This is a genomic window from Danxiaibacter flavus (assembly GCF_041060425.1).
Taxonomy (GTDB): domain Bacteria; phylum Bacteroidota; class Bacteroidia; order Chitinophagales; family Chitinophagaceae; genus Danxiaibacter; species Danxiaibacter flavus.
In genome coordinates, this window is the sequence record NZ_JAULBC010000002.1 from 655,073 (window position 1) to 673,131 (window position 18,059).

Genomic DNA, 18,059 nt, shown 5'->3' on the forward strand with positions numbered 1-18,059 from the left:
AACCTTGTATAAATGTTGGCTAACAATCTATAGGATAAGTATACGTTATGACTTTCAAAAAGGATATGTGAATACAACCAGATACTCTTTCAGACTATGACAAATATCCGGCAATTTTTTGATTTGTTTACTCAAACCTGGGCAGGGTCTGCTAAAAGTTACAATTGCTGATATCCGTGGAATTTCATAGGTTTAGTTAGTACAATAATTAAACTGATTATCACAATTTTAAGCAATCTTAAAATATCTAATAGTTTAATTACTAAACATCTGTAGCAAATCTAAATTATTTTTTCTATTAGAAAAATAATTTTGGCAGAAACATGAGCGTTCGGCCTATAATTCTTTCGGTAAGTGCTTGCTATTACATATTAAACAAAAGGCATTAATTCCAATCACCAATAAGGGCATCGCTTTAGAAAAATAAAGGGAGGCAAGTATAGACCTTGCCTCCCTTTATTTTTTATGGCATTACTATTTACCTGCTTTTACAAACTTGCCTGTAAATTTCTGGTTTCCTATCATTACTTCTGCAAAGTACATTCCGGAAGATAGTTTACTAACATCTACCCTATCCTGCCAGTACGCCATTTCTTTAGCATTGCCATTCTGCAGAACCAACATTCTTCCATTCATATCAGAAACCCTTATCGTTACCTTGCCCATTGTATTGTTGTTCAGAGAAAGGTTCAGATAATCTATTGCGGGAACAGGAGCCATTTTTAGAACCGTTGCACCCAATGTGTTGTCAATTTTCAGTTTGTTGGATACCGATACTTTCACCAGTGCGGAATCACTCATATTGTTATTGTCTGTAACCTTTAGTTCGAATGTATAAACACCCTCGTTCAGATCAGACAATTTCGCTTGTGAAAGCGCCTGATCACCAAGACTGAATTGTGAAGGTCCAGAAATATATCTCCATTGGTAATTTTTCAATACGGCACCAGCGTTCGCAACTGATTTACTACCATCAAGTGTTACAGATTTTTGAGAGGACGTAAGATCAACATCAATGGTATTGTTAACTATCGCTGTCGGTCTTTCGAGTGCTACAATCGCTGAATCTGTTGCTGTTCTTGATGCCGTGGTTGCTCCTGTAGAATATTGATATGAACCTGCATCCCATGTAAGCAATCGCTGCACGCCAACAATATCAGTTTTAAGACCGCTCAACAGACTTAAGATGTTCAGCGCCTTGCCTCTGGCTGGTGATGAGGAGGTCAATCCATAATTATTGCCCGCTGCATCTATAAACTTAGCGGCGGCTAATTTATACACTGTTATGTTATTGGATTGCTTGTTCTTTACAACCGACACAATAGGTTTACCCATGTTGTAGCTCTGTATTCCTGTCATGATAAAGAAGTTGTTGTAGAAGTAGTTATCACTTCCAACATTGCCGTAAGAGTTAAGCTGATACACACCGAATCTCTTAGGACTAACAATTGTGTTGTTGGAAACAAACACTGTCAATGCGGGCGCTCCGGTACGTGGACGATCGTCGATAAAGATGCCGCTCTGACCAAATGACAACGGATTTTTATCATCCCCAACATTTACTACGAGGTTATTGTAAATGTAGTTTTTGCTTTGTCCCATTATCATGATACCTGCACCCGGACCGTTTGAAACTTTGTTATTATACACGGAAGCTGTAGCACCCGGAGAGATTAAGATCCCGGACATTTGTCCGGCTTTCATACCTACACCAAAATTGGAAACGGTGTTGTTATATACTTCTGTTCCTTCAGGTGCACTTGCAACCTGGATCCCATCCCAACCGGAACTATCAACAACATTGTTGTATATCTTTAAATTATAAAATAACTGTGGATATATATTTTTGGTGACACCACTGCAGTTAAGCGTTGCATACGGGAAAGAATAACCAACATAGAAGGCCTCGTTTAATACATCGTGTACATACAGGTCATGCAGTTTTACATTTCTCAGCGCACCGTTCTGCTGCCAGGTAATTGGATCACAGGTAGGATCAGTTTTAATCATCAAGCCAATAGAAGCCCTGTTGATTTCAATATTATTAAATTCAAAATCGGTGGACTCCGTTGATACCTTAATACCTAAACCACCATAAATACTTTTACCTGGTGTGGTGATTTTAAACCCGTATTTATCTGCACTTCCTGTGCCAGAGAACTGGAAGTAACTACTGTTTGTAATAAAAATGTTCCAGGGCGTTGCACCGTTAATTACAACCTGTCCACCGCAGTTCTTAAACTTGATGGGACTGGTTGCTGTTCCGTTGAACCCTATCAATCTTATCCTGTTGTAAATGCCACCTTTTATACATACTGTATTGCCTGGTTTCACACTTACTTCTCTTACAACGGTACCTGGTTTATTTACAGGGGCCCTGTCTGTTACATTGGTAGCCTGAACGCTTCCATCTGAATTTTTCTCCAGCGTAACATCACAACCGCAATTGTCTGTAGTTGACTGTTGAGTAACCTGGAAGCTGAATGTAGTAGTACCCGTTTTACCCTGTTCATCAGTAACAGTGAGCTTAGTTGAATAAGCTCCCGCTTTCAAACCGGAAATACTCATAGTTGAATCATACACACCTGTAGCTTCGTATGCAGGACCGGATGTTTGTGACCACGCGTAAGATTTAATTTTATTCTTAACGGTTGAATTGGAATGTGCATAAGACTCCCTGCCAGTGAGTTTTAAGGAATTATCCGGCAATGTAATTTTAGACGCACCTGTAATAACCGCCACCGGCGCATCCAGCTGCGTAGATGGAGCAACCACCTCAAACGCTATCTGAACTGTACTTCCGGCTCCGGTGTTGTCTCTAACAGTAAGCTGACTTACATATTTTCCCGGCTTTAAATTTTTGCCGGTTATCGTAGACCGGTAGGCATTGTTTACAGTATATCCTTTGGGACCTGAAATTTGTTTCCATTTATATTTGGTAATACGCCTGCCTGATGTTGCATAAGAGCTTGTACCATCCAGCGTAATAGTTGTTGTTTTTACAGTCGTTGGTCCCTTCACAACAGCAGTAGGCCCTTTAGCAACGGACGATTTTGAAGAGAAAGTCGATTCTCCAACAGCTGTTTCCACTGCACCAAGCTGGTCAATGGTTGCAGTTTCAAAAGTTTCATTAGCAGATAAAGCCAGCTTTCCGGTATCCGCTATCGAAGTCCTTTCATTCTTTTTGGAAGAATATACAACCAGTGCAATTCTTGCTGAACTGCTTTTGCCTTTGTCATCTGTTACAGTTAACTGGCTTATGTAGCTACCAGGTTTCAGATTCCATGCGACTATTTTTGATTTCGCAATACTGTTTACGCTGAACCCCTCAGGACCGGCAATTTGTTTCCAGTTGTACTTAACAATCTTTCTTCCGCTTGCGGCTTTAGAACCTGAGCCATCAAGCGTTACAGAGCTGCCATTAACAACCGAAGGGCCTTTAATGAGGGCTTTCGGGGGCTCGGAGGAAGCATACACGGTGAATGATTTGGCAACTGAATTAGAAGAACCTTTTTCATCTTTTACGGTCAGCATAAACCTGTACGTTCCTATGCCTAAGTTGCTAAGTGTTGTTACCGCCGTTGACGGGCTGGAAATTTTGTACCCTTTAGCACCAGAAACGTAAGACCATTTGTAAGATTTAATAACGCCATCAGGATCATAGGACGAACCTCCATTAAGCACAACCGCATCAACAGGAAGTGTTATACTTGCCACATCTTTCATCACAGCTACCGGCGGTTTGTTGGCTACCACCAAAATTGTTGCGCTTGCATTATCAGTTACACCGGCAGAGTTAGTCACAGACAATTCTACCTGGTACTTACCTGCACTTAAGTTGGTTAAAGTTGATTTTGCTGACGACGCGTTATTAATTTTATATCCCGCCGGGCCTGATACACATTTCCACGAATAAGATTTAATTGAAGTTCCGGTTGATGTAGTGGACTGGGAACCATCCAGGCTGATTGAAGCTTTGGGGAGATCAACAGTTTCCGGAGCCACAATTTTAGCAGTAACTGAAGACGGATAATTATTGTCATCTGATTTGCCCCTTTTAAACTGGAACATCCATTCGTAAACATTCAATCCTCTCGGACGATAGTTGGGATCATACATTTTAGACCATGAATCATGACCTTTCTGATCAAAGATATCCATCAAAGGCTGTGGAGAAACCCTTGGTGAATAGTCCTTGAGACCATCATACCAGCTCAGTGAATACCTGATAGGAACTTTTGGATCGTTCCGGTTGCTACACATCCACAATGGCATGTCTACTTTTGCAAAACGCGCGATGCCGGCAGCATTACCGTACACGCTTTCTGCAGACGTTACCACCGCGGCAACCTTGTTTGCTCCATCGTCTGAAATGCTTGGATAATAGATAGCGGTACCGCCACCGTGACTCAGACCTGTCATGTATATACGGGATTCATCAATCCTATATTTTTTCAATACATAAGCCATTAAAGCCTTGTAGTCATCAAGGCTTCGTGATGTGTTTCTGTACTGCGGGGAAATTACGATCGGAGTAAAGGACTCGCCATTTACAGTAAATGTCTTCGGCCAGGAACCGTTCGCAATAAGCTTAGTGGGTCCCCATTTCAAAACCTTTTTCAGATCAGCCTGTGAACCCGAACCCAACTCACCCGAACCATGAAAGAACAGGATCAGCGGATATTTCTTTCCGGACGTGTTATAATCCGCAGGCAAATACTCCCAGTAACCGCCGATACGATTCGTGATCTTCACAGTTATGGGCGTGTGCGTTTGCGAAAACAATTGTGATGAGAACGCGAGCAGTAAAAATAAAAATGTAAAATTCTTCCGATAATTACTTTTTAAAACTGAGTAAATCTTTGCCATGAGAACGTTATTTGGAGGTAAGATTATTACTGTCAATGTCATGTTTCGGTAAAAGACCATAAATCATTCCGTACAATGTCTCTTTTCTCGCAGGTGGTGGATTACTAAATTGATGCATGTCCTTCAAAAACAAATTTTTTGCCAAGAATGCTTGTTATATATAAAAAAGTAATTGCATATCAATATCGGGTATAAAATTGCACGGTAATACTGCACAGTTCTAACAATAATGTTACATAATATGTCTTTTATGATTACATATTGTTAAAATTAAAAATGTGAACACTTTAAACTTGCCAGGGGTGTTTGGAAAGGATCTGTTAGCACGATATGAACGTTAACTGGCCAGGGGGATTTGGCCTTTGCAACCGGTTTAAATTCCTCATCAAGGACAGGAGTGGGTAAAAGTACAAACATTGGCGAAAAGTTAAATCAAAAAAGGCTCGGTATTTCTTTGGAGGGTATTAAATAAAAATCGTTTTTGCAAATCTTTATCGACGTAAATCAATAAAAGTCTTACAAAAACGATTTTAAAAAATTGTCCATTCGGGCAATCAATGTGCAATTATAACACATTCAATTTCCACTTCAATTCCTAGAACTTATCATCAAGAAAAGTGTCGAGATCGATGCGTGGCAACAGCGTTAAATGACCTCCTTCTGTAGCATTCAATAAAAGCCTGTCAGAAGCTGTATACATCTCTCTTGCCAGCGAGTAAGAGTATTCACTTGCTGCAATATCGGGCAACTGCCATTTCATTCCGCCGGAAAAATAATTAGGATCGAAATGAGAGTCATCTTTACCGTTACTTACCGCCAACTGGTTAGCTGCACCTACAGCATTAAAATAGTGGTCGCAGCCAACAAGCGCTACCTTTGTAAAACCCATATGGTACGCCAGCTGCATGGCAGCAAATGTTACGGTTCCACCTTTCCATATGCTACCGCTGATATCCCGGCTGAATTTTGCCGTATCGGTGGCATGCATGAAATGTACATTTTCGCGGAATCTTACATATTTCAAACCACATGTATCCAGAAAAAGGGGTATATCAGTCTCATTATAAAAAGCTGCGTTTTGTTCCATTACATGTCCGTTAACAACAGCTATTGCCGATGGACGAAAATCTGTCCGGTTAAACAACAGATTGATCTTATTTAATCCAAACGTGAACACATTTTTTAGCTTGTCATAATCTACTTTATTCAGAGAAGGACCATTACACATGATCACTGCTTTTTTGCCGGCATATTTATCCTGCAATTTTCTCAGCTTCTTTCGTGAAGCCCAGGCTACAGGTCTTAAATCCCATTTAAAGCGATTGACAAATAACCACCGCGCTTCCTTATACGGATTAAGCTTTGCGGGTGTATTTAAAATAGGCGAGTCTTCTAAAAAAGTATTGTCCATATTTTACAGCTATTGTTCTAAATGTTTTATGTTCTCAGTGCAGGGGAATGGTTGGCCATATTCTGCTAATGTCAATTTCTATGGCAAGGAGTGATACAATAGGTAAAGGACTTTATTTCAGTAGCAATTCAAATATCGTATAAACCATCAATATAACCAAAGGAACAAACGAGGTTAATTTCTCAAAGTTTAAAAAATTAACCTGTAACGATTTATACGAAAACTTAGCTGCATACCATGCGTAAAATCCTAAATATCCAATAAGCATACCAATTGGAATTGCGTAAATACCAATATAACGGGCCAGCATTAATGTAGATACAATGTACAGAATACCTGAAATGCCATCTGCAATATGCGATATAACGTGATTGGTAGACAGATAAACCTGCATGTGCATGGCACCAAACCTGTGTATAAAGAACGCAACGCCCATCAGCAACCACATTGTTTGATCTACAAACTCCACTTTGCTATGTATAAGCGTTAATAATTGATTTGCAAAAAGCCCTACAGTTACAAAACCAACTACAAATACCAAATGACTTAACAACATGCCGCGTTGAACAAGTTTAACCAGCCCTTTAATGTCATGCTGAACACGCAATCTTGCCATCAACGGAATTTTACTATAAAAAGGCGCCATTGAAATATCCCTGATCTGGCTGATAATACGCATTACCAGCAAATATGATGCTACAGCAGGAGAAGATCCTATTTGAGCATACACAACGCCTGTTAAGTTGTAAAGCCCAACGGACATAAAACCTGATATTCCGGAGCGCCATGCCGGCTGCCATATTTTTAGAAAAACCTGTTTATTAAATGCCAGTTGTCTTGCAATCCGTGTGTATAACCCATCTTCTACCCTTTTACATAATGTAATGTCACGCAGTATGATCGTCAATGCCCAGAACTGATTTACAATAACCAGGTTGAGCAACGAGGGCGAGAAATAAAGCACACCGATACAGGTCATTATATTAGCGAAGGCACGTAACGTCTCCACTCTTCTTACCATCGCTATTTTAAACAGTCCTTCAAGATAATTCAGGTAAATTTTTCCGTAAAAGTTTACACATGAAACCAGAAGAATAACTGTCCATGCTATCCAGGCCTGATCAGGATGAGAAGCAGAACGGATCGGCTTTACCATTGACCATGTCCCGAAAATTAATAACAGAAAAAACAGTACAACTGTTAGCCTTTTATAAATATGCTTCATTGTAGAAACAATGCTATGCATCAACGGAATATTCGGCCCGGTTGATTCCGTTGAAGTCACCTTGTTTTTATTATCAGGCGAGAATGTGTCGATATCCCTCGCTCCTCCGTAAGCAAATGAAATGAGACGTGTAAAGGTTTGACGGAAGCCAAAGTCAGCAATTGATTGCAAGGCAATAATTGTTGAAAATAAATACCACAAAGCCACATCACCCGGCGTGAATTTTTTGAGTATCAGCGGTATCAGGCCAAGTAATGAAAGCGCCTGGGATGAATAGCTCATCCAGGTTGTTATAGTAGGTGAATTCCAGGCTTTTTTAAACATTGGTTTCACCTCCTGTCATAATTTTCTGTAGCATTATTCTTATTTTATGACTTTTTACTTTTAAATTTTGACTTATCATTAATTACGAAAAGGCTTATAGTTAGCATTTGTTGCAATGCCCAGCATTTGCCTGTCTCCACTGCTGTCTCCGTAAGCAATAATCGTGTCATATTCTTCCAGGTTGTAAACTTTTTTAATCCTGTTCACTTTTTCTTCGCCGTTACAATTTAAACCGTTTAGTTTTCCGGTGAGCCTGTTGTTGACCTTCTGCATTTTACTAGCAATGCATTTTATTCCCTGTGCCTGGCAAAAAGGAAGCACCCAGTCTTCGGCAGATGCAGAAACGACGGTAACCTCATCCCCATTCTCCACGTGCTTTTTCAATTGCTCAATAGCCTTGTCGCGCAACATACGCGGCAGCATTGTTGAAGCAAATTTTTTGCATGCTTCTTCAAATTGTTTTTCATCCAATCCTTTCCAGAAATAGGTCATCACGGCCTCTTTCATATCCTGATTAGCGACCAGCCCTGCCTTAAACATCAGCAGTTTCGGCATCATCTTCAACATTCCACGGTAATACCTTGAAGATCCCTGCTGATATTTTATTATTTCCAGCAGTGTGTCTTTTTCTGTTATGGTTCCATCAAAGTCAAATAATACCAGCGTCTTCTTATCCAAGGCTTAATTTTTTATAGATTGGTTCGGGAATATTTGAAATAACAAACATGATGTATCTCCACAAACTCTTCGTATAAATAACGTTCTTCTTTTTCGAGATAGCATTGTAAATATCATCAGCCACAGCTTCCGGTTGTGCAGTTAATGGCTTTGATAATTTCATACCCTCAGTCATCTTGGTATCTACAAAGCCCGGAAGTATAGTAAGTACATGAACACCTGTTTTTGCCAGCTTATTTCTGAGGCCTGAAAGATATGTTGTAAAACCGGCCTTGGCACTACCGTAAATGTAATTGTTCTTTTTTCCTCTTAGTCCGGCTACAGAGCTAATACCAGCAATAACACCTTTATTGTTCTTCTCCAACAAGATTGCGAGTTGGTTAACAATGCTGACAGCACCGGTATAGTTACTGCCGATGATCCGTTCCGATTCTTGCCAATCTCTTTCTGCAAGCGTCTGATCACCAAGATAACCAAACGCAAGCAACACCACATCCGGAACAAAAGACAGTGAATCCACAAACGCTTTGTGTGACTCATAATCAACCGCATCAAAAAACAATACATGCGCCTGTGCTTTGTATCTTATCGCAAGGTCTGAAGCCTGTGTTTGCAATAAAGCCCTGTTTCTTCCTGCCAGCCAAACCGTGTATCCGTTTGCGGCATATTTATGTGCGCATGCTGCGGCAATGCCTGAGCTGGCCCCAAGTATTAATATATCTGGCATGGTTGATTGCTTTTTATTTTATGAGTGAATAGTCTGGCTGATTGTAATGATGCTAATTTGTTATCCGGATTATATTTTTCAACAATACTCCAAAACGTATCTATATGCGGGTAAGATTTATGCAGCAGTTCTTTGCTCATGCGGGCATCTTTCGACATGTATATTCTTCCACCGTATTCATCTACCAGTTTATCCAGTTCATCAAGGAACTCAAACAAACCGTTTCTTACCGGAAAATCCAACGCAAGTGTATATCCTTCCATCGGGAATGAGATCAGGCTATCCTGCTCACCGAAAAGCTTTAATACTGCCAGGAAAGATCCAAAACCTTTGCGCCTGATCTTATCCAGTAATTTTATCAATGCTTCTTTACTTACTGACAAAGGGAACGCCATCTGGTACTGTACAAATCCACGGCGGCCATACATGCGGTTCCAGTTTTGAACGGCATCCAGGGGATAAAAAAATGGTGTATAAGGAATAATGGATTGTTTTTCTTTTGCTATCTGCTTTCTATAGAATACTTCGTTGAAAGCTTTTATGCTTAGTTTATTTAAAACAAATCCGGGTAAGTAAAAAGGAAAATTAAGGTTGGCTTGTTGAGGTAACCGGAGAGGCGCAGCAGCCAGCTTCGCAGGTAATTCGCTTTTTTTTGCGTGCTCTCCAAGCATTAAGATACTGCGGCCAAAATTTGATCCTCCTTTCAAACAATCTATCCATGCCACAGAATAAGTAACGTGCTTGTATTGCTGAAAGAGATCAAATATTTCATCAAGGTTCTTTGCCTTTATTTTCTTCTCATTTATATAACAGCTCTCTACAGGTTTAAGTGCAAACTTCACACGTGTTATAATACCTGTTAACCCCATACCACCGCATGTTGCCTGAAACAGGTCAGAATGTTCAGTTGAAGAACAGGTTATTAATGAGCCATCACCAATCATTACATCCATATCTATCACGTGCTCGCCAAATGTTCCATCAACGTGGTGATTTTTTCCATGCACGTCTGAGGCTACAGCCCCACCAACTGTAATATAGCGCGTTCCAGGAGTTACCGGTAAAAACCAACCTTCAGGTACAACAACCTGTAATATGTTGTCTAATGTAACGCCGGCCTGGCAATCAATAATGCCATTTGCTGTATCAAAAGAAATAAAATTATTACAATCAAGTGTGGAGATAATGTGCTCGCTTAACGCCGCATCTCCATAGCATCTGCCCATACCACGGGCAATGCTAGCTTTGTTCCTGTACAACTGAACCCTTAACTGATCAACTGTTTGAAAACTGCTTTCGGTTGCATCGATCACGGGATAATTTCCCCAATTGGTGATAGCTTTTTTTTGCATCTGTACACTTTTTACATGAATAAATATTTACCCATTATAAGAACCAATGCCTGTCTGGCAGATAGATAATGATATAAAAACTCAATATCCACAATACCAGTACAACCTGAATGAACCTGTCTTTATATAAGGTTTTAGTGGGTGACTCTGATGATTTGCTGATATATGTTACCTGCAGGTAACGGAACAATCCGGCAATTACAAATATTGAAGTATAATACAACCTGTATGTGCCTGTTTTTGCCATTGTTGAAGGGTCTATTGCATACATTATATATGCCATGATAATAACCGCAGATACCATTGCCAGTAATATGTTCAGCATTTCAAGACTGTAACCTTTAATTGCTTTGCGCATATCAACGCCTGAACTTTGCTTGAGATAAAGATCATCCCTGCGTTTTGTGATGGCAAGGAACAATGCTAAAAGAAACACCATAATGGTTAGCCAACTGGTAATACCAATTGATGCTAAAACCCCGCCGGCTTTAATGCGCATTACAAATCCAATCGCAATAATATTAATATCAAGAATGGAGATGTTCTTTAATCCGAAGCTGTAACCAAGGTTCATTAGAAAGTATGCCGACAGGATAACGAAGAACATAAACTTTAGCTGGTAAGCCATCAACAGACCGCTAACAACACTAAGTATGCAAATAATGATTGCAGTAGCAGGAGCAATTTTACCTGCAGCCAATGGTCTTTTACACTTTACTGGGTGCAGGCGATCGGCCTCTCTGTCCCTGTAATCATTAATAATGTAAATACTACTTGCTACAAGACCAAAGGCAAGAAAGCCCAAACAGAGTGCTCCAAAATTCTTTTCTTTAAAAATTTGTCCGCCGAAAAAAACAGGAATAAAAATAAAGAGATTCTTTACCCATTCTTTGATTCGCATTAGTTTTACGTACTCAATCATCGAATTACAGTTTTATTTTGATTTTGTTTTTTATATTGTTCAATAAATCCTCTTTTACATGACAACCTTAGGACGAAGCACCCGAATCGTATCTTATGCTGAATTTTTACTCATCATCGTTTTCGCTCTACTCCCCCTTTTTGGTTCTTACCCTTTCCGCATCAACATTTTTTTATCCTGGGACGGCGCTTACCGCATGAGCCATGGACAAATTCCGTTTAAGGATTTTGGAATGCCGCTTGGCTTTGGCTATTGGATCATCCCCGCATTTTTCATGAAGATCTTCGGTCCCGCAATGATTACCCTTGTAAAAGCACAATCTTTCATCAACATCATTTCAGGCTTTGCTTTTCTAAGTATTTTAAAGAGCTTTCGTATTCCCCCTTATTCCCGTATACTCGTTTTGCTTGTATACATTGTTTCTTATTCAATGCTGAATTTCTGGCCGTGGTATAATAACACTGTGATCATTTATGAGATTATAGGCCTGGCATTTTTGTTCAAATATCTTTTGCCCAAAGATGGTGCTGAGCCTAAGAACTACTGGCTAATACTCGCTGCAGTCTTCACATTCTTGTCATTCTTCACCAAGCAGGACGGCGGAGGTCTGGCCCTGATGCTATGCATCGCATTACTTATCTATCATTGCATATTGCACAAGAAAGTAAAGCCATTGCTCATTTTCATTGCATCGTACGCTGTATTTGCCGGTATTATAATTATACCACTATTAAAATATGGTTTCGGATATTGGTTCAATCACGGACAGCCGCCCCATTCAACCCGGCTTTCACTGTATGATCTTTTCAACAGAGTGTTTGCAAAATCAGAGGATATAAAATTTTATGTGCTTTTGTGCGTATTATTATTAATACCTTATTTCAAAAGCGGTGTGAGTTTCTTAAGGAACGAGAGATTAATGCTTTTTGCATTGTTAACATTCGGCATTCTTACTGAAGCCGCTATTTTTCAATTTACCAGTTACGTGCCAGCTAACAACAACATCTTTTTTCACGCTTTTGCATTCGCATTTATTCTTATGCTGCTGAATGAAAAGGATATACTGCTTATCAATAACGGTAAACAGTTTGTCCTGGCACTTGCGGCTGTGTTACTCTGGTGGTCAGCCGCATTCTGGAAATATATTGATCCGAAAATTCAAAGAGCATTTCCTCCTTCAACGGCTACTATAAGCCCAACCGGAGAAAACATTATCAATGAGCATACCTACAGATTAAATGCAGATACGTTCAATTATAAGAAGTACCAATCTGGCTGGACATTTTCTTCAGTACCTGTTTTCAGGAAAATTTCTATGCCTGCAAGTACTGTCGAGGGAATTGACCGCCTGATGCACAACCCTGAAATCTTATCTAAAATACCTAACAACCGCATTTTAAATATGACCGAGTTGACTCCTCTTTCCTATGCAATGGGATTTGGAACTGAAAGAGGATCGGAATACCCACTCTGGTATCATCTTGGTGTTGGTATGTACAATAAACAGAAGGATATGTATTGTAACAAGATCGCTCAGCACTACTACGACGTGGTGTTGTACGAATACATTCCCAACCTGAACAATTTTTATCCGTTTGCTGTAAGGGATGCGTTGCGCGCCAATTATCAGTTGATTGATTCTTTTGATGCACCACGCCTCCCTCCTGCTTTGGGAACAATTGAGGTTTATGTAAAACCTTCACATTAATGCAACATGTTCAAATAACTATTTGGTAATAGTAGCTCCACTATTCTGAGATTGTGTAACGGGCGCCCTTTGAGCCATAAGGGCGCCTATGTGTATAAAGGCATCTTCTATATTCATTCCTAAGTATGACTCAAGCGTAGCTTGTTTCACTCTCAAATCTTTCTTAAGCGTTTCGTTCTTTACTTCATCTTCGTTATACATCTTAATAGCGGCAGTATACGCTTCCAAAGAAATTTCACCGTTCTTAAAACGTTCTTCACTCTTTGTGAATGATACAAGCTCATCCTGCATCACTTCCTGTTGTAATGCCTGCAGTTTTTGCGCTAATGCGTATTCCTGGTAAGCAATGATCACCTGCTTTTTTATTTCGGCGGCCGTTTGTTTTAGTTTTTGATTCTCACTTTGCAGCCTGTAGTAATTTGCTTTAGCGGTCTTCGGATTTACAAGGAAATCTGATAAGGTAATTCTTACTCCGAAGTTATACCTGGGATACAACGTTGTAATTCCCTGCTCCTGTGATTTTTTCTTGTTCAGTGTATACTCATTTACGTTACCTGCAGCAAATATTGCATTACTCCATGCATAACGGGAAGCTTTCCAGGTATATTCGGCACTTTTTGCTTCGTAGGCGGCCCCCTTTATTTGAGGGTTATCTGCGGCTAGTTCAGCTAAAGCATCAGCAATGCTATCTACAGCCAGTTTCGGAGTTTTATATTTAAGTATCTCGGAAGTAGTTTGACTAAAGCCAGTGAGAAAAAGAAACAAAGCTAATATGTTCAGAATCGCTTTTTTCATATTGTTTTACGTTGTTAGGTTTTTAAACTGTTATCATAATCGTTTGCCCTTTGGGCAATTCTTGCTATGGCAGCAAAAGCGCCACAGAAAAAGAACACACCAGGAATCTGGTTGATGGCAACCTGAGAATACTGCGCAACCATAAAGCCGAATACTGCAACTATAAGCGGCAGCAACATTCTTTTTGCCGTTTGATCATTGGTTCGGAAATAAGTACTTATACCCGTTTGCAATACAACAAAGTAAATTATAACGATGAATAGTAATCCTATTGGCCCGGTTTCCAAAGCATACTTCAGCAAACCGCTATCCGGAGGAAAATTAGCAAGTGGATGCCCGGGATTGTACTTTGCACCAATTGCGTTTGTTACCGTTAATCCTCCTCCAAATGGATGACTATATATGTAAGGCTGGATTCTTGCCCGGTTTACATCTCTTACGTTTAAAGAAACATCTTCTTTGTTGAAAGCTGAACGCAGGCGGTTGAGTGAAGTGCTACCATAAAAAGGACCAAATATCAAAACTGCGAATATCATTGCAGCTATACAAAAGAACAACAGCGTCCGTTTGTCATTCATCGTCATAAGAACGTACAGACAAACACCGGCAATAAACAAAAATGTTGCCGTTCTGGTCCCTGTATAAGTCATTGCCAGCAGTAATATTACTACCGTTACAAAGTAAAGTGCTTTCAGCCGGATATCTTTCTGCTTCAACATTTTTACCAGGATAAACAAAGCTGTTACAGCGCTGGAAATCCCAAATGTAGTAGGATCCGCAAAGGTTGAGAATTTTCTCCATCCTCCGTCTGCAAGGCGATACAACTGCGCAGTCATATCGTCAATTAAGATTGATCTCAATTCATTGGCAGACAATCCATGCCATTGTTGAAAACAACCGTAAGCGCCGCATATAGCCATTAATACCATCCATAAGATGAAGTAGTTTCTTATACTCTTATAGCTGCTAAACAAATTGAACGTAATGAAGTATGTAAGCAACTGTCTCATGAAATCTCTTGTGTAGACCATATTTCCAGCCAACGAATGGGCATTCGGATTAAGAAATTCCAACAAAATGAAAACAAAATACAATAGTAACAGAATGGAGATTTTGTGAGTCCTGGTTTCCCACAGAGCATCTTTCTTAAAATACTTTTGAAAAAGTACGCCTACAAACGTTATATATATTAGTCCATCAACAAGAAACGCGTTACCGTCAATGAACAACATACGTTGAATAAAAAACAGAAAGAAAGATACAATGGTCGTAATGTAGAAACCGAAATAAGGATTATTGAAAGCACAGACAACAAATGCTGCACCAATTAAGCCGGCGGTAATAAGCCCTCCCCCGATTACACCCTGTGAAGCAATTACATAAGAAAGCCCTACCACAGTCAGTAAAAGAAGTGTCAATACCAATATGGATCGCCCCGGCTTATTTCTGTATAATAGTATCCCTTTCACAAAATTATTTTTTGGTTAGAAAAATAAAATTTTCGTACACAGAAACACAAGGATAAGTCCAACAGCAAGCAGTACAAGAAACTCATGCACAGGTTTGCTAAATAAATCGTTGGATGTTTGTTTATTTTGTTCGCTCACTTTTGACATAGCTTTAAAATTTAAATTTAGCACGTTGCTTTTGTCTTTTTCGGTGAGGTCAACCAGGGTTCTATCTGCATAGAACCCCAGGTATAACCTCGATCCTGAACATAAAACAAAAAGCCTCATCTACATAGCATAATGGAAAGCAATCCTTATACCGTAATAATTTACATGTCTAAATTTTCAACTTGAACTTTGTTTAAAATGGCGCCAATAAACTTTTCGCTGTGCTGGCGCAGATACTCAATAGATTCTTTATCTGTTTCAGAAAGGGATTTATCAGAAGCAAATACCGCGATCATTCCATCACTATAATTAATCAACTCCTTGGTATCTGTGAAACTGTTTAACGGCGCACCTTCCAGGAATATATAGTCATATACCGTTAATAGTTCATGTAAATAGTTTAACAAGTGGTTCTTGGGCAGTATCTCCGAAGGAGTGTAATCACCTGCACCACAACCAATGGTTTCAACGCCTTCAACAGAAGTAGGTGTTACCAATGCTTTCACATCTTCTATATTGAACGGCTTGCCGTTTACATAGAACTTTTCCAGTGAAGGCCTTGCATGAAGAACATTCGTTAGATCATTGTTACAAAAATTGGTATCGATGATCAGCACTTTCTTTTTGCCAAGGCTAAGGCTGTAAGACAAGGCCTGGATAAGTGTTGTTTTACCTTGCTGAGGTTCAGTACTGGTAAATAAAAAGATCCGTTTTCCACTGCTTTCAATTTCATAACGGAGCTTTCTCAACAACTCTTTAAATACATTGTTTCGTCCTTCGTCTTTGCTTAAATTATTTACTTTGGCAAATATGTCACCATCAAACTTGTCTATGTAGTTAATAGACCCGATCAATGGAAGTTGTGTAAGCCTGTTAAATTGAGCCGGAGATTTGATGGACTGATCAAAATATTCTATTAATATAATAACTATAACACTAAAGAACAAAGCTGCCGCACCGGCCAGTGCCACGATTAACCAACGCTTTGAAGGTTCGGGTATAAGAGCGGGCTGACCGTAAATGGTTTGCTTAAAACCTGCGTAGGTGTCTTTATAATTAGCTACAGAATTCAGCTTGTCTTTTGCGTTGCTGTATTCAGTTTGAGCGATAGTTATTTCAGTTGTTAATTTTTCAATTTCCGCGCCTGAGGCTGCCATACCATTCAATCCGCCGTTTAAGTTGCTCAGGTTCGATTCAAGAATACCAATCTTTTCTCTTGTAGCTTTCAGGTCACCTTCCGCATCCAGTTTCTTTTGTACTAATTCGTCAACGGAAACTGTAGCACCTTCAATTGACTGCTTGGATTCACTAGTAAAATTAAGTGCCTTCATCTGCGCAGAAAGATCGTCCAGCTTTCTTTTCATGTCAATATCTGTTGACCCTTTCTGGATGTATTGTGCATTCAGCTCATTATACTGTTTTCTCAGTCTTATATATTCATCATTATTGGCATTAATGACTGTAGAACCGGAAACTGTTTTCTGACCTGTTGTTTTGGCCGTCTCAATTAACCTGTTATATTCACCTATCCTGTAATTCAGGTTCTGCAGTTTACTTTTTTCGTCGGCCAGCTGTGATTGATATGAACTAACCTGCGATAATTTATTGCCGCTTTCCATATTCACATCTACAATTCCATGTGAAGATAGATAGGCGCTTTTTGCAGTAAGTTTTTCATCCAGTATTGTCTTCTTTGCCTGAACAGCAGAATCTAATGATGCAATAGAAACATCGGTGCTGCTTTTCTTTGTCTGGCTGTAATACCTGTTTAATTCCTGAACAAGTGTATTAACAGCAAACGCAGACAGATCAGGGCTTTCAGATAGTACATCAATCCCAATGTAGTCTGTTCTGTTTATACGGCTTACGCTTATATTCCCCGTTAGGGTTTCTACATCATAGCCATACAAAGTAAGAAAGTTGATCAGTTTCATGTCCTCAGGCACGTCTGCATCCAACACTTCCATGTCATCCAGCTTCTGGGTAAAAACTTTGATTGCTGTAGGAATATTTACAGCCTTGTAATCATCCTGGCTTTTTTGTTTCTCCGACAAATAAATGAAGGGTGACTTGCTGCTCAGATCATGCAGAATAAGATCATAAGACAATAACTGAACTACCTTGGGAGATGTAAGGTTCTCAATGATGTTATTAAACTTAACATCAATTTGTGCCGTGTTGAAGTTTTCATTTTCGAGCTTGATCTGCTCGCTGGCGGTAAAGCCGGTTGCTATCTGGGCCGAGGATTTGTACAGCGTTTTTAAGTTCATTGTAAACAAAAATGCCGTGACGACCGCGACCAGGAAACAGCCGATGATAATCCACTTCTTTCGCAGAAGTGCATTAAGTAAATAGATTAGTTCCATGGTTTTGCTTTTATGTTTTTATGTTCAAAAAGAAACTGGCAGGTAGAAACCAGCCGGTTTCCTGTA

General features: G+C 39.6%; 11 protein-coding genes. 1 reads left to right on the forward strand and 10 read right to left on the reverse strand.

The window, feature by feature from the left end; translation table 11 throughout:
• Positions 1-474: 474 nt before the first annotated feature.
• The 7 genes from QTN47_RS08425 to QTN47_RS08455 form a co-directional block, all read right to left on the reverse strand.
• Entirely contained in the window at positions 475-4,869 is a 4,395-nt protein-coding gene (locus QTN47_RS08425; RefSeq protein ID WP_369328907.1) for a PKD domain-containing protein, read from the reverse strand.
• Positions 4,870-5,464: 595 nt separating this feature from the next.
• On the reverse strand, positions 5,465-6,280 hold the full coding sequence (locus QTN47_RS08430; RefSeq protein ID WP_369328908.1) for a 6-hydroxymethylpterin diphosphokinase MptE-like protein: 816 nt from the start codon (positions 6,278-6,280) through the stop codon (positions 5,465-5,467).
• A 112-nt stretch (positions 6,281-6,392) separates the two neighbouring features.
• Positions 6,393-7,829 carry a hypothetical protein gene (locus QTN47_RS08435; RefSeq protein WP_369328909.1) on the reverse strand — a complete coding sequence of 479 codons (1,437 nt, stop codon included), beginning with the start codon at positions 7,827-7,829 and terminating at the stop codon, positions 6,393-6,395.
• Between the two features lie 78 nt (positions 7,830-7,907).
• Entirely contained in the window at positions 7,908-8,507 is a 600-nt protein-coding gene (locus QTN47_RS08440; protein WP_369328910.1) for an HAD family hydrolase, read from the reverse strand.
• A complete protein-coding gene (locus QTN47_RS08445; RefSeq protein ID WP_369328911.1) occupies positions 8,500-9,234 on the reverse strand; it encodes an SDR family oxidoreductase in 735 nt (244 codons plus the stop codon). The genes QTN47_RS08440 and QTN47_RS08445 overlap by 8 nt, the downstream gene beginning before the upstream one ends.
• Positions 9,219-10,586 carry an FAD-binding oxidoreductase gene (locus QTN47_RS08450; RefSeq protein WP_369328912.1) on the reverse strand — a complete coding sequence of 456 codons (1,368 nt, stop codon included), beginning with the start codon at positions 10,584-10,586 and terminating at the stop codon, positions 9,219-9,221. Before QTN47_RS08450 ends, QTN47_RS08445 begins: the two co-directional genes overlap by 16 nt.
• A gap of 34 nt (positions 10,587-10,620) precedes the next feature.
• Positions 10,621-11,508: a decaprenyl-phosphate phosphoribosyltransferase gene (locus QTN47_RS08455; RefSeq protein ID WP_369328913.1), complete on the reverse strand. Its 888-nt coding sequence runs from the start codon at positions 11,506-11,508 to the stop codon at positions 10,621-10,623.
• Between the two features lie 58 nt (positions 11,509-11,566).
• On the opposite strand from QTN47_RS08455, the gene QTN47_RS08460 reads away from it, so the two are divergent.
• Entirely contained in the window at positions 11,567-13,216 is a 1,650-nt protein-coding gene (locus QTN47_RS08460) for a hypothetical protein (protein WP_369328914.1), read from the forward strand.
• An 18-nt stretch (positions 13,217-13,234) separates the two neighbouring features.
• On the opposite strand, the gene QTN47_RS08465 is transcribed toward QTN47_RS08460, so the two are convergent.
• From QTN47_RS08465 to QTN47_RS08475, 3 genes are all read right to left on the reverse strand, one after another.
• Positions 13,235-14,011 carry a TolC family protein gene (locus tag QTN47_RS08465; protein WP_369328915.1) on the reverse strand — a complete coding sequence of 259 codons (777 nt, stop codon included), beginning with the start codon at positions 14,009-14,011 and terminating at the stop codon, positions 13,235-13,237.
• A gap of 14 nt (positions 14,012-14,025) precedes the next feature.
• Positions 14,026-15,480, reverse strand: coding sequence for an O-antigen ligase family protein (locus QTN47_RS08470; RefSeq protein WP_369328916.1), 1,455 nt, complete (start codon positions 15,478-15,480; stop codon positions 14,026-14,028).
• 308 nt (positions 15,481-15,788) lie between these two features.
• Positions 15,789-17,993, reverse strand: a complete 2,205-nt coding sequence (locus QTN47_RS08475; protein ID WP_369328917.1) for a GumC family protein — start codon at positions 17,991-17,993, stop codon at positions 15,789-15,791.
• Between the last annotated feature and the right edge of the window lie 66 nt (positions 17,994-18,059).

What these genes read in the sequence shown, in the direction of transcription:
- QTN47_RS08425 (WP_369328907.1), bottom strand. Translation starts at nt 4,869, where the DNA reads ATGGCAAAGATTTACTCAGTTTTAAAAAGTAATTATCGGAAGAATTTT.
- QTN47_RS08430 (WP_369328908.1), bottom strand. Translation starts at nt 6,280, where the DNA reads ATGGACAATACTTTTTTAGAAGACTCGCCTATTTTAAATACACCCGCA.
- QTN47_RS08435 (WP_369328909.1), bottom strand. Translation starts at nt 7,829, where the DNA reads ATGTTTAAAAAAGCCTGGAATTCACCTACTATAACAACCTGGATGAGC.
- QTN47_RS08445 (WP_369328911.1), bottom strand. Translation starts at nt 9,234, where the DNA reads ATGCCAGATATATTAATACTTGGGGCCAGCTCAGGCATTGCCGCAGCA.
- QTN47_RS08450 (WP_369328912.1), bottom strand. Translation starts at nt 10,586, where the DNA reads ATGCAAAAAAAAGCTATCACCAATTGGGGAAATTATCCCGTGATCGAT.
- QTN47_RS08455 (WP_369328913.1), bottom strand. Translation starts at nt 11,508, where the DNA reads ATGATTGAGTACGTAAAACTAATGCGAATCAAAGAATGGGTAAAGAAT.
- QTN47_RS08460 (WP_369328914.1), top strand. Translation starts at nt 11,567, where the DNA reads ATGACAACCTTAGGACGAAGCACCCGAATCGTATCTTATGCTGAATTT.
- QTN47_RS08465 (WP_369328915.1), bottom strand. Translation starts at nt 14,011, where the DNA reads ATGAAAAAAGCGATTCTGAACATATTAGCTTTGTTTCTTTTTCTCACT.
- QTN47_RS08475 (WP_369328917.1), bottom strand. Translation starts at nt 17,993, where the DNA reads ATGGAACTAATCTATTTACTTAATGCACTTCTGCGAAAGAAGTGGATT.